Genomic DNA, 13,994 nt, shown 5'->3' with positions numbered 1-13,994 from the left:
CGGGGGGCCGCCATGCGACGGCGGCCCCTGGCCATTCCACGTCAGGCTGCCCGCATCTCATCCCACGCAGCAATGGCGCGGTCCACAGCGTCACGTCGCTTCGCGATCTCGGCAATCCGGTTGCTCAGACTATCGCGGTATCGCACCAACTGCTGGCGTTCCGTCGCGATGAAGAAGCCCCGGCAACGAGCACCCGTGGCCGCGCAGACCGGGTACCCGAGGAATAACAGATCGCGGATCAGTCCGCGCAGTTCGACGTTCTCTCGACTCTGCTTGATGCCTACGAGTTGTGCAAGTGTGTCTGCGCTCTTGGCGTTCTCCGGTCCTACTGCTTGCGAGCACAGCACCGACAGAAGGCGTTTTTTCAGGCCGGCGTCGTCCATGGCATACACCTCACCGAAACTTCACTCTTGCGCAAGAGGCCTCCGTCTGGTATAAACCATTTAACTCGGGTCCTCTCTCTCGACCCGTCGGGCCATGGGGCAACCACCCCCAGTGGCCGTGTATGGCTGGAGCGCCCCTGAGACCTTGGCGGGATAGGGGGCGTTCTGCGTTCTGGTTACTGTTCGCGGTCGTCTGCATCACCTTCCTCGGTATCTTCTGTCGACCGACTCGACTGGGCAGTCGCCTGCACGTCCCCAGCCCTGCGTCCAGCAGGCTGCCACAGCCCTCTCCCGACACGCTCTACCCGGTCGCTCCTGTGCAGAGCGCTATACAGTGTGTTCCGAGCGCTCGTGCCAGAACACGCTATCCCCCGGGCCTCCAGCGCAGTCAGAATATCCTGGGTCGCCATCGGGCCATTCGCGTCCGCGAGGATCGGCAAGACGTGGTCCACCAGATCCTCGCCTCCGTACCCCTTCCGGGCATCAGCGCCACCGGGCCCTGTCTCGGCCTGTGAGCCTGACAACCTGGGAGCGGCCGTTGCTCCCGCGACTGCACTATCACCGCCAAGCTCGCGGTTCACTGCGTCCAACAGACGCACCAACGCATCGAACTCATTCGCGGCCGGGCGCAACTCTTCGATCCGATCGCGTATTCCCTGTATGTTGACAAACCGAAGAACGTTCCCGTGCTCCACGGTGATCACCTCCATTGCGTCCATATCCCTCATGGCGTGTATTATACAGGTACGGCCATCAAAAAGTCAATACGAACGTTGTTTGAATTCTCACAGTTCTGCGAGAAAACACACGACAGTATCAACACGGGGATCGAGACGTAACGCGGACGTGGAATGTTGGATAGCGATGGACGTTGCGTTGGATGACTGGGAATGCCTACCGGCCCAACGTTGCAGGTTCTGGATCGGCAAGAATGACCCGGAACCCCACGTTGTAAACCCTCTGCGACGGCGGGTAGCTCAGCCGGAATGCAGAGCGTATGCGGCGCGGGCGATCATCCCACGACCCGCCGCGAACGACGCGGGGAGCTTCGGGGTCAGCGGTCGCATCGGACTCCTTTGTCGCGTTCAGCGGGTACGGTTGATACAGACTCTCGCACCACTCCGCCACGTTCCCATGCATATCGCATAGACCCCAGGCATTGGGCAGATAGCGGCCCACACTTGCTGAGACCGCCACTCCGTCATTGCGTTCGTTGTCACGCACTGCCCACGGCTTGACGGAGCGCAGGCTGGCATCTGCGAGGTTCGCGTACTTGTCAAGCTCTGCCGGGTCGCAATGGAACCGGCTGTCGGTTCCCGCGCGACAGGCCCACTCCCACTCGGGTTCGGTCGGCAGGCGCACCGTCTTCCCCAGTTGCTTCCCCAGCCATTGGCAGAAGGCTTTGGCTTCGTGCCAGGAGACGCGGACAACGGGCTGGTCGTCGGCGTCAAGTGACGGACCTGGCCCCACGCGATCCTTCCAGTATGTGTCAATGTTGCCGCTGGAATGATCAGGCCTGAACAGCCGGTACTGGGCATTCGTAATCTCGCACCGGCTCATCCAAAACGGGCCGGGAACCTCGGCGACGAAGCGCGGAACCTCGTCTGGATCCAGCAGCGACTCGCCTTCCGGCGCGCCCATCAGGAACTGTCCGGCCGGAACCAGGACAAGCGCAAGTGTGCCTCCGCCCGGCAGCGTCAGCGAGCGGGTGATCTCGCCGCCAAGTTCCCCAGCGCATTCCTGCTGTCGCCGCTGGGCCTCGGCAGTGTCGAAAGGCCAGCCCCTCGGCGCATCATCAGCGACCAGTGCCACCGTGTACATCCAGCACACGACGAGGACCGTCAGAACGCGCTTCATGGCCGCACCTGCGCTTCCCGTTGAGCTACAGCCCAGGCGTCCTGCGCGCGGATTTCCTCGCGCCGCCTGATGAGGTTCTCCGGCGCAGGTGGGATCGCATCGCGCCAGTCACCGGAGTATGGGACGTTCAGGTCAATCCAGGTGATGATCCGGTCCCAATCCTCCCCGGTGAGCTTCACCCCGAAATGCCCCTTACCCAGCAACTGCACAAGCTGGCTGGTGCTCGCCGCGAACTCCCGCGGCGGCAGCATGTGCATGGTGGCCTCCAGACCTGGCCGGCGGACGTACGGGTGCAAGGAATCATACGCCGGGCTGAACCGAGCCTCGCGCGCGCCCGGTGTTCCTGCGGGGCGCAAGTCAAGGGCTCCCTTGGAATGACACCGTACGCAGTGGCGATCCAGCACAGGTTGCACTTCGGCTTCGAAGGAGAATCCGCGCGCCGGCCCGCGCCAGGGCTCGATTTCCGAAGGTGGGCGCGCCTGTGCGAGTGCGCGGCCCCCGGTTGTCGGCACCTCGCGCCTGCGCTCGTGGCAGCCCACGCAGGACAGCACTTCGCCCGGCATAGCCGTGAACCAGCTCCGCATCTGCTGTTGTGCCATGTTCCGTCCGTCGATGGGCTGGACCATGATCGGAGTGTTGGCAGGCACCCGGAAGAACGCAGATCCGTCCGCTTCCACGGGCACCGTCCCGAGTATGCGCTTCACGTCCCAGGTCCCATCGATGGACGTGCTGTAGGTCTCGCCATTGCCCCAGTACCTGTAGACCGGTTCGATGAGCCGCAGCTTCTTGATGCTCCCGCGCGGCACGCCGTCCAGACCTTCACCCCGATATATGTCGAACAGATAGACCAGTGCGTCCTTGCGCTTCAGATCGACCGCATCGGGGATGATCGGCGGCGTCTTGCGCGGGCACAGCGGGATCGGCTCCATGAGCGCCGCGCCGGGTTCCACGCGAATCGGCACCAGGTTGTCGAAGACATCCACCAGATACAGCCCCCACCAGTCGTCGGGTGAAGGCTTGCAGGAGACCAGGAAGTACTTGTCGGACAGTGGCCACGGCTGCACAAACTGGGGCCACTTTCCGGTAGCGTACTGGTCCACGATAACCGGCTCGATCTTCCGGTGGCGTTCGGGCAGGATCTGTACCACGCCCTCAGCCTCGCGCTCGCCTTGCGCGGTGTCGATGATGGCGACTTCCCCCATACGCGGGTTCCCGTGGTGCCCAGAGAGGATGCACACAATCTTCGTCGCGCTGCCGGGGATAGGCCGCGGGTACATCATGGTGTTCGGAAAGAACGAGTTAGTCCCATAGAATGCGCTCTGGCGCGTGCCGTCGGGGTTCATCGAAAAGAGAATCCGGCTGAAGTAATGGGGCGTATCGTTGTATTCCCAGCGGGTGTAGATGATCCGACCATCGTTCAGGACCGTGGGGTCCCAGCTGTGGTCCTGGTCGAAAGTGAGTTGCCGCACATTCCCGCCGTCAGCGTCCATCAGATACAGTAGCGCCACGTGGTCACCGCCAGTGCAGGGCACAGCCTGGTAGCAGCGAGTGGAAGTGAATATGACACGGCCATCGGGCAGGTAGCAGGCGTCGTAGTTGTCATAGTCTTCGTCCGGGCCCACGCTCACCTGGCGCAGACCGCTCCCGTCCGTGCCGATCTCCCACACCTGATAAGTCATCCTCCTGGCCTCATCAGGCATGGAAAACAGTATCCGGGTGGCGTCGAAGGACAGATTCAGATCGCCCACGAAAGCGCTGGGGGAGTGAAAGATCGTGCGAACAGTACCCCCACCGCGCGCCGACGAAAGAATAGAGATCGCCGTGTCCCAGCCGTTGCGGCGCATGCTGGAGTTGCCCTGCCAGTTCTGGGGCAGGCCGGGGTTGCCGCCGCCGGGCTTGCGGGTGATGAACAGCAGTTCACCGAAATCCAGTACCGGATTGGCTTCGATCAGCGCCTTGCGTTGCAGTGCGGTGATCTCCTCCTCCCACGCCGAGACCGCTACGGCATCAAGCTGCCCGTATGCGCCGCCCCTGCCCGCGAGGAGTGCAGTCCGGCGCGCGCGCAAGTCATCGAGCGCGCCTCGGAACTCGGCACCCGGGTACTGGCCGGGATAAGTCGCAGACAGGTCGTCCACCGCGAGGCCGATGCTCACCAGCTTCGCGAGGCCTGCGAACAGGTCTTGCAGGCGCGCAGCCTGGTGGTACGGTGCGCGTAGAGCTTCAACAGCGTCCGCGTCGGGTGTCCTCGACGGCGCGGAGGTCACGGACAGGATGGCCCGCGCCTCGGCCGCACATTCATCTTCGCCGAGATCGAGCCGCAGGCCATCAAGAAGCCGCTGCGCAGCGCTCAGACGGGTCCGGGTCGCGTCCTGGTATCGCCGGGCCAGGGAGGCCCAGTCGGTGGGGTGCCAGCCGATGGGCCAGATGCCGTCAGCGCTCTCGTCCTTCATCTGTCGCACGTCTTCCGGAGAGGTGAAATCAACGCGGAGGCGATCCCAGATGGCGGCGATGCGCTGGCGACGCACTGGGTTCTCTTCGGGATCTCCTCCACCGGGCTTCGTGTGGAAGTAGAAGCCCCACCCGCCGGTCTGGTTGACGATCTTCACGAGCAGATCATTGCGCCCCTTCTTCAGACGCAGGACCGCCTTGTCCTGGTCCGGTGCAGGCCCGCGCGGAACCTTCTCCTTCGCAATGAGCTTCTCCCCGTTGAGCCAGACGGCGAGACCGTCGTCGCTGCCGAAATAACCGGTGATCTCCTCATCGCGCTTCGCATTGATGACCCGGTGCAGATATGCAATGGCCCAGTCGGTGTGCTTGAAATGGGGCCGCAGATCATGGACCTGCCCGTCTACGAAACGCTCCATCGGTCGCCAGGCGGCCACGGTGTTCTTCATCCCGGGGTACGTGCGCGCATAGTCGATCTCCCGCTCGGGCGGGTAAGCGGTGGTGTACCCCTTGCCGTCAGTGTTGTCGAAGGGTCCAATGACGTGCCACGGCTCGAAGTCTCCGGCCACCTGTTCTGCGCGGAAATAGAACCCCCAGCCGCCAGTGCGGTTCACGATCTTCAGCAGAAGGTGGTTCTCCCCCGGCTCAAGTTCCAGGGTCTCAACTGCCTGGTCTGGGCCGGGCCCGCGAGGCACATCCTGCGACACGATCTTCTGTCCGTTGAACCACACCGCGAGACCATCGTCGCTGCCGAAGGACACCTTGAGGGTGCCTCCGGTGCGCGTGGTGATAGTGCGATACAGGTAGCAGATAGCCCATTCGGTGTGCTGGAAATGAGGCAGCAGGCTGTGAACTTGCCCGTCCTCGAACATGTCCATGCGCCGCCAGCTGACGGTGGAGCCATACATGCCGGGATACTGCGCGTCGAGCTTGACCGCCTGCTCGGGGGGATATCGATGGGCGAAACCCTTCCCGTCCAGGTTGCTGAAGGAGCCCGCGGCGTACCATGGGCCAAGTTCCACCCCGCCGGAAGCTGCGGTGCGTTCGGCTTTCTCCAAGGCCGCGAGACGCTGCAGGGATGCTTCCAACGAATGCTGCCAGGTATCGCTGCGAACGTACAGGCTGTCAGGCGTGACCGGCGCATCCTGGCAGAAGACCGGGCGGAGAATCACAAACAGCACCGACATCCATACATACGTGAGACGGTTGCTCATCGCGCTAAGGCTCCCGGATGCGGACGGGATTCCGCGGCTGAATGTACTCCTGCCCGGGGCGTCGCCACCCCGGGCAGGAGAACTGCGTACTCACTTCGCCCCGACTTGTGGCCTACAGGGACAGCAGGTATTCCACCAGGTCGTTCAGTTCCTGCTGCGACAGGTGCGAGGTGACGCCGTGCTTGTCGTTCTTGTTGTACGTTGTCAGGACGTCCATCATGGTCACCGCGCTGCCGTCATGCAGATACGGCGCACTGCGGAACATCTCGACGAGGGTGGGAGTGTCGAAATCGTCGCGGCGGTCGTATGGCCCGCGGGTACCCACATCGTATGTCTGCAGGTCGGTATACAGCGGCGCCGGGTGGCACTTGGCGCACTGAACGTCCTCACGTTCAAAGATGGCCTTGCCGCGCTGGGCCGCCTCCGACAGCGTGCCGTCGGGATTCCGGTGCGGGCTCCGTTCGGGTTTCATGGAATCGATGTACGCGGCGATGTCCGGGATCTCGTTATTGGTTGGGACGTGGAAGAGAATGTACTTGAGCCCGGTCCCGACCGCGATCTCCATGCTACCCCGAACGCCGTGGGCCATGACCGGAGGCGTCGGGCCCGAAAGAAGCAGCGACTTGGCGTTCTTCGGATTACCGATCCCATCATTGAGCAGGTCCCACGCCAGCCCGTCCGCGCGTCCCTCGGGGTGGCAGGTTGCGCAGGATTGCCATCCCTGGAAGCATATGCGGGCGTCGTTGAACAGCATTTCGCCGCGCCGTACGGAGTCCATCTCCGGCTGGTTTCCCAGCGCAATCATCGTCGGCTTGCCCTTGCCATCAGCGGGCAGCCGGGTAATATCGCCGCTGTAGTAATTCGCAGCGAAAACCGCGTCCGACGTGGCGGCAGCCGAGCGAGGGCCAACGCCTCCACAAGGCACGCGGATGCGCACACCGGCCCGGTAGACGGCGGTCAGGTCATTCTCAAGCTCCGTGAGCGCGTCGGCCGGCCACTCGTCAACCAGTTTGTGAAGCTTTGCCCGGTCGATGACCTGTATCTCATGGGTGCCTGCGTGGGTGACGTACAGCCGCGCGCCGTCCGGAGAGATCGTGATGCCCTGCGGGTTGGCAGCCCCGCGGTCGAGATCATCCAGAAGCACGGTATTGACCCGCTTCTTCTCCTGCAGGTCGATGATCGTCAGTGCATTCGTAGCGATCCAGCCCCGATCAAGCTGTGTCGGTGGCACGAGCCAGCGCGCCAGGACGTGGGGAATATAAGCGAAGCGTCCGTCGGGCGAACAGCAGACCTGCCCAACATCGGTCGCACCCAGAGAGAGCTTGACGGCCGTGGTATCACCGCCGGGCAAGTCGATTACCGTGGCCTCGGCCGCCAGGGAGTCATCGAGGTTGGAGCCCAGAGGAAGCTGGTTCGTAACCACCAGCCGGTCACCAGCGGCGGCGATCGCCACGAAACGGGGCTCGCGGATCGCTTTGAGACGCCGCGTTTCGGCCATATTGGCTGTGTCGATCACGGAGACATCATCGGTGAACTGATTGCAGCAGTACAACGTGGCGCCATCCGGGGATACCGCAAGGCCGACCGGGTATCGGCCCACGCCGAGGGATCCACGGATGCGGCCATCCGCGGCATCGACTTCATAGACGCGGTCCTGCAACGAACTCGCCACATAAATCGTTGCGCCATCGGGAGAGACCGCGACGCCTGTCGGCGCCGGGATCGACACCGTGCGGACCAGCGACCCATCCTTAGCGGACAGGACACACAGGCCATCGGCAGTATGGTCGGTCACGTAGAGCGTCTGCTGATCAGGCGAAAGGGCCATGTACAAGGGGGAATGGTAAGTGGGCCCTGCCTGTGTGCTTGCAGGCCGCCCGATGAGCGCGACGCCAGCGACCAGCATGACCGCCACCAACCCCAGGGCGAAGTAGCGAGCGCGCGCACCCGACGGAATACCGGCACGACGCATGGCGTGGAGCATCTGTTTTCTCCCGATTCGCTGTGAACGCGAAGGTCTGAGCTATTCGGCCAGCAGGTCGGCAAGAGCGACGCGCAGGTCTCGCAACTCCTGTTCCTGCTCCGGGCTGAAGGACCCCAGCCGCTGGCCGTATGTGTCCATCCACGTGATAAGACGATCCCACTCGTCCTGTTCCAGCTGTACCCCATGATGACCTTCTCGCAGCATCGCCAGTATTGGGCTGGTCTGCGCGGCTCCTGCGTTCACTTTGGAGCTGCCCTCGCGGTACCGCTGCGCAACGTGCTCGGCCAGGCTGGGCTTGCCCCATCGCAACATGCGCTGGTACGAGCCCGCGCCACAGAGGTCGAATGCCGCCGCAGCCTCGCTCTTGCTCTGCGGGTTGTGGCAGCGGATGCACCTGCGGTCCAGCACAGGCTGCACCAGGTCCTCGTAACGAAGGGGCCACGAGCCTTCGGGCCCGGGCCTGAGTCTGGACGGTTCGCGACCGAGCGCCGCGGTTCTGCGCACGCCCGGCGCCGAGTTACGGGGTTCGTGGCAACCCACGCAGGACAACGTCTGGCCGGGCTGCACGCAGGTCACGCTGCGCATGGTCTGGATTGCCTGGCCGTGCTCATCCAGGGCTTGAAAAAACACCGAGACCCCGGATGGCACCCGCAGGAACGCCGAGCCATCGGTCTCCACGGGCACCGTGCCCAATACGCACTTCCCCGGATCGTCTGCCGTGACCCCCAGATTGGGGGTGTTCATGTTCGGCTGTGTTTTCGGCGGAACCGCCACCACCCGCAGGGCTTTCACCGTTCCCCGCGGGACATCGCTGAGACCTTCATGCACATCCAGCACCACGAAACGCCCCTCGCCACCGTTCCAGTCCACCGGCCCGGCGATGGCCTGCGGCATCTCCCGGGGCCGCAATGGAATCGGGTACATGCAGGAGATCTCGCTGTCGCGATTGATCAGTTCCAGGTTGCCAAAGGCGTCGAACAGGTACAGGCCCACAGAGTTATTGGGCCCGCTGGTGCCCTGGCGCGCCACGCATTGCGTGCTCCAGGCGGTCAGGTAGTAGGTCTCCGACAGAGGAAACGGATTGGTGTAGTAGGTCTCGGGCCAGCCCTCGATCTCCGGGAAACACACTTCCGGCGTCAGACGCGTAAGCGGTTCGGGACCGTCAAAGCCCTGCATTGGGTCAAGCAGCACCAGGCTGCCCCCTGTGATCGCGTGGTGCGCCGACGCGGTGAAAATCAGCTTGTGTGAGCCCGGAATCGACCGCGCTTCGAACACACAATGGGGACTGTGGGTGAAGTTGCCATAGACCATGCGCGGGTTGGTCCCGTCGGGGTTCATCGACCACAGGCCCATGTAGGGCATGTTATTGCGGTCGATGTAGTCCCAACGCGCATACAGGATGCGTCCGTCGGAGGCGATTGATGGGGTCCATTCGAAGTTCTCGAAAGGTGACAGGGGCCGTATATTGCCGCCATCGCGGTCCATGAGATGCAGGGTGTAGACAGCCACCGGTCGGTACGCGTCGCCCCCGCAACGCACGTAGGAGTCCGGCAGCGTCGCATTCAGAGTCGCCATGGCGCTTGCGGCGCTGGTCTGTGTTTTTTGCCCGCGTCGGGTGGACAGGAACACGATGTCGCCCGATGGCAGGTAGCGGGCGTCGAAGTCATCGTACCGGCCGCGCGTTAGCTGTCGTATCCCGGTGCCGTCCACGTTCATCTCGTACACGTGGTAAAAGGCGTCTTCGGGGACGTTCTCCTTATTCTGCTTGTCCGGCAACCCTGCGACATGCGGGTAGTAACGGCAATAGGCGAACAGGATGCGTTTGCCGTCCCAGGACAGTTCAGGGCGCATGAAGCTGCCTTCGGGGAAGCTCGAAGTCAGGCAACGCTCGACTGGCTGGTCCGTCTTCCAGCCGCTCAGGATGAACAGGCCGCCGCCGGGGCGCGACCACCAGCCGTAGTACTGGTCAGACATGTGACTGAAACTGCCGGGAACCTGCTTCGCGAAGAGAATGCTCTCGAAATTGAGCAGCGGATTGCGGAAAGCCATCTCGCGCACGGTGTGCCGCGCGAGCCGCCAGAGGTCCCCGCGGGTTTCGCCTGTGGCGTTGGGCGCCTTTGCGGCGATTTCACGCAGCAGTTCAGCCGCACGAGACGTGTCCAAGCCGGCGCTCGCGAGGTCGGCAGCCAGTCTCTGTCCGCGTTCGAGGACACGCTCCAGCAGGTAAACCGGTGCGTCCTCTCCGGGGCGTACGGCCCGCGAGGACCACTGGCTGATGCTGCTTTGGTCCGCCTCCTTCCACAGGGCGATATTGCGCTCGGGGTCGGCTGCGGGGTAAACTTCGACCTCATCGAGGTGCAGGAAGGATTGTCCCGGCACGGTGAGCCGCAGGTACCGCGCGGTCTGGCCGGTCAGGTCAACCCTGAGAGGCGGACCGCCGCGTGCGCCGTAGAAAGTCGGCCCGTTATGCTGGTATACCTGCCGCCAGTCCTTGCCGTCGTCGCTGAGAAGGACGATGATCCTGTCCATGCGCGAGGCGGCTGCATCGCAACGGTTGAAAACCAGCGCATGGTCGAGCGCAACAGCCTCGCCGAGGTCCACCTGCCACCAGGGTGGGTTGTCCAGGCCAGTATGGAAGGCCCAGCCGCCGTCTTTCACACCGTCCAGGGCGCTCAGGGCGTCATCCTTCGTACTGATGGGTCGCAGGTCGCGCTCCTGCAGCAGCCAGTCCGCCTCAAGCTGCTCGGGCGTCAGCGGAATGCGTTCGGCAGCGCAGGTCAGGCACAGACACGTGAGTGTCGCGAGCAATGCGCATCTTCTCACCGGCTTCGGCATCCCCTCGCGGAACGGTCATTGGCGCCCTGCAGAGGGCGATTGTTTCCCTGTTGAGTGGGTATTCTCCGAATTCCTGTGAGAGACCTTCAGAGTCTCTGCGGCCCCGGATCGGCGGCAGCTATTCGCGGGCACCACAAGAGGGACCTCGGCACATGCGTCTCGTATTGACTTCGGTCATCGTGGGATTACTCGGTCTATGGTCCGGCGTCCAGGCTGAGCAGTTGCGGTTCGATTTCGAGACCGGCGATCTCCAGGGCTGGCGGGTGATCGAAGGCGGCTTCGACAAGCTCGTCTGCGACCGCGCGGTCTTCCACAATACCGGGCAGCCATACAACAAGCAGGGGAAGTATTTCCTGTCCACCCTCGAGCAAAGCGACAACCGACCCAGTGACCGCTTCACCGGCGTCATCGAGTCCCCTGTGTTCCTGCTTCAGGCACCGGAGATGACTCTTCTCGTGGGCGGCGGGGCCCACAAGGACACATACGTTGCCCTCTGCACCGCCGATGATGGTGAGGAGCAGATGCAGGCACGGGGTAAGAACACCGAGACCATGCAGACCGTGCGGTGGACGGCCCCCGGGCTGGTGGGCAAGCGCCTCTTCCTGCGCATCGTGGACGGCAACACGGGCGGCTGGGGACACATAACCATCGATGACTTCCAGGCGGAAGCCGCCATCGACGCGGCCGCCACAGAGCGGAACTTCGCGCAGAATAAGGTAATCCTGGAAGCCCTGCGTCTTGCGGGAATGCCCGATCCGGGCACCCCGGCAACACTGCGCGCCGCAATCGCAGACCTTATCACGACATTCGGGGAGCGTTACCCGCGCGGACACGAGTTCCTGGCTCGTCTCGAAGCGCTTGACGGACCGCTCGCCTCCGAAGACCCTTCAACACGCCGCGCAGCGCTCAAGGACTTCCGCGAACTGCAGCGCGAGGCTCTCATCGCCAATCCGCTGGTCAGCGGGCAACCAATCCTCTACGTTGTGCGCAGACAGTACGCGCCGGACCACCACAACACCGCCACCATGTTCCAGACCGGCGAGATCAACACCGGGAGCTTCCGCGGCGGCAGCGCGCTGAAGACCATCGACTTCGGTGCCGGCGCGGCTGTGCGCACGCTCCTGGACCTGCCGCAGGGCGTCGTGCGGGACCCCGACGTGCACTTCGAAGGCGCGCGCATCCTGGTATCCCTGCGCCGGGACGCCAGGGATGACGCGCACATCTACGAGATAGCGGCGGCAGGCGGGGAACCCCGACAGCTGACTTTCGCGCCGGGAGTCAGCGACATCGACCCCTTGTACTTGCCGAGTGGAGATATCGCATTCTCATCCACCCGCGAGCCCAAGTACTGCATGTGCAACCGGCACATCATGGCCAACCTGTTCCGCATGCACCCGGACGGGACGAACATCCACCAGATCGGCAAGAGCACTCTGATGGAAGGTCACGGCTCGCTGACCCACGACGGCCGCATCCTGTACAACCGCTGGGAGTACGTGGACCGCAATTTCGGTGATGCCCAGGGCCTGTGGACGGTCTACCCCGATGGCACCAATCATGCAGTGTACTGGGGGAACAACACCGCTTCGCCAGGTGCCGTAGTAGACCCGCGAATCATCCCGGGAACGGAGCAGGTTGTCTGCACCTTCACATCGTGTCACGACCGCCCCTGGGGCGCAATCGCCATCGTTGACCGCAGTCTGGCCATTGACGGCCGCCGTGCCGTGGTCCGGATCTGGCCTGCGTCGGCAATTGAGAGTGTCGACATCGGTGGGATCGACTCGTACGTGAACCTGTTCCCGAAGTACGAGGACCCGTACCCTCTCGCCGACCCCAACACGGGCGCGGGCGCGGGCAAGTACTTCCTGTGCTCCCGCATGACCGGCAGCGGCGAGCAGATGGGCATCTGTCTGCTGGACGTGTTCGGCAATGAACTGCTCCTGCATACCGAGGAGCCCGGCTGCTTCGACCCCATGCCCCTTGCGGCTCGAACCCGTCCACCGGACATACCCACGCGACGGAACTTCGACAACGCGCCGGGGTACTTCTATGTGGTGGACGTGTACCGCGGCACCCACATGGCCGGAGTGAAGCGCGGCGATGTGAAGTACCTGCGAGTGGTGGAGTCCCCCGAGAAGCGGCAGTGGGTCTACCCATGGTGGGGTGGCCAGGGCAGTCAGAGCCCGGCGATGGGCTGGCACGATTTCAACAACAAGCGAATTCTGGGGACCGTGCCCGTGGAAGAGGACGGCTCAGCCTACTTCGAGGTCCCTTCCGACCGATTCGTCTACTTTCAGCTTCTCGATTCCGACGGGATGATGGTGCAGTCCATGCGCAGCGGGACCATGGTGCAGTCGGGGGAATATGCCGGCTGTGTGGGCTGCCACGAAGACCGACATATGGCGCCGCCGGCGAAGCTGCCGCGCATGCTGAAAGCTCTCGACAAGGCGCCTCGCAAGCTGGAATCATGGAGGGGCGAGCCACGGCTGTTCAGCTACATGGCCGAGGTGCAGCCCGTGTTCGACCGGCTGTGCGTTTCCTGCCACGACTATGGCAAACCCGCAGGCAAGACGCTGAACCTCGCCGGCGACCGCGACCTGTTCTTCAACGCCTCGTACAATGAACTCTGGCGGCGCGGGTTCATCAAGGCGATCGGTGCAGGGCCGGCCCAGATCCAGCAGGCCCGATCCTGGGGATCCCACGCCAGCAAGATCGTGGCTACCCTCAGAGCCGGGCACGTCGGCGACAAGCTCACGCCCGAGGATCTGGACCGCATTGTGACCTGGATCGACATCAATGCACCCTACTACCCGACATACGCAAGCGCATATCCGGACAACCTTTCCGGGCGGTCTCCGCTGGACGACCGGCAACTCAAGCGCCTGGAGGAACTGACAGGTGTGCCCCTCGCGGCGCAAGCAGCCTGCAACGCTAACTCCGGGCCGCAAGTGAGCTTCGACAGGCCCGAACTGAGCCCGTGCCTTTCTGCAATCCGCGAGAAGAACCCGCAAGCATACCGGGAAGCACTGGCTATCATCGAGGCCGGCAAGCGGATGCTCGCCATGCGGCCACGGGCGGACATGGATGGTTTCGTCGCCTGCGACCTGGATCTGCGTCGCGAGGCGAAATACGCAAAGCGCCTGGAGATCGAGATGCGCAACCGGGCCGCCTTGCGCAGCGGTGAGAGAGTACCCGACGAAGGTGAACACTAACAGCGGGGGGAACGTCTCGGGGAATGAAAAGCTCAAGAGAGCATCAAGCGGATGCTCACCCGGA

The 13,994-nt window shown here is 63.5% G+C and carries 7 protein-coding genes; 1 reads left to right on the top strand and 6 read right to left on the bottom strand.

Translation table 11 applies throughout. From position 1 onward, the window contains the following. Positions 1–41 precede the first annotated feature (41 nt). The 6 genes from HPY44_04790 to HPY44_04765 form a co-directional block, all read right to left on the bottom strand. The gene (locus HPY44_04790; protein ID NSW55306.1) at positions 42–383 is read right to left on the bottom strand and encodes a hypothetical protein; all 342 of its coding nucleotides are present in this window, start codon (positions 381–383) and stop codon (positions 42–44) included. A gap of 176 nt (positions 384–559) precedes the next feature. After that, positions 560–1,093 carry a hypothetical protein gene (locus HPY44_04785; protein ID NSW55305.1) on the bottom strand — a complete coding sequence of 178 codons (534 nt, stop codon included), beginning with the start codon at positions 1,091–1,093 and terminating at the stop codon, positions 560–562. A gap of 184 nt (positions 1,094–1,277) precedes the next feature. After that, on the bottom strand, positions 1,278–2,240 hold the full coding sequence (locus tag HPY44_04780; GenBank protein NSW55304.1) for an SUMF1/EgtB/PvdO family nonheme iron enzyme: 963 nt from the start codon (positions 2,238–2,240) through the stop codon (positions 1,278–1,280). Then, positions 2,237–5,899, bottom strand: a complete 3,663-nt coding sequence (locus HPY44_04775) for a hypothetical protein (GenBank protein NSW55303.1) — start codon at positions 5,897–5,899, stop codon at positions 2,237–2,239. The genes HPY44_04780 and HPY44_04775 overlap by 4 nt, the downstream gene beginning before the upstream one ends. A 112-nt stretch (positions 5,900–6,011) precedes the next feature. Then, a complete protein-coding gene (locus HPY44_04770; GenBank protein ID NSW55302.1) occupies positions 6,012–7,883 on the bottom strand; it encodes a cell surface protein in 1,872 nt (623 codons plus the stop codon). 39 nt (positions 7,884–7,922) lie between these two features. After that, positions 7,923–10,691, bottom strand: a complete 2,769-nt coding sequence (locus tag HPY44_04765) for a discoidin domain-containing protein (GenBank protein ID NSW55301.1) — start codon at positions 10,689–10,691, stop codon at positions 7,923–7,925. A gap of 179 nt (positions 10,692–10,870) precedes the next feature. On the opposite strand from HPY44_04765, the gene HPY44_04760 reads away from it, so the two are divergent. Next, positions 10,871–13,930: a hypothetical protein gene (locus HPY44_04760; protein ID NSW55300.1), complete on the top strand. Its 3,060-nt coding sequence runs from the start codon at positions 10,871–10,873 to the stop codon at positions 13,928–13,930. Positions 13,931–13,994 lie beyond the last annotated feature (64 nt).

Source organism: Armatimonadota bacterium (genome assembly GCA_013314775.1).
GTDB lineage: Bacteria > Armatimonadota > Zipacnadia > Zipacnadales > JABUFB01 > JABUFB01.
Note: the sequence above shows the minus strand (reverse complement) of the source record. Positions and strands in the feature narration are given on the sequence as shown.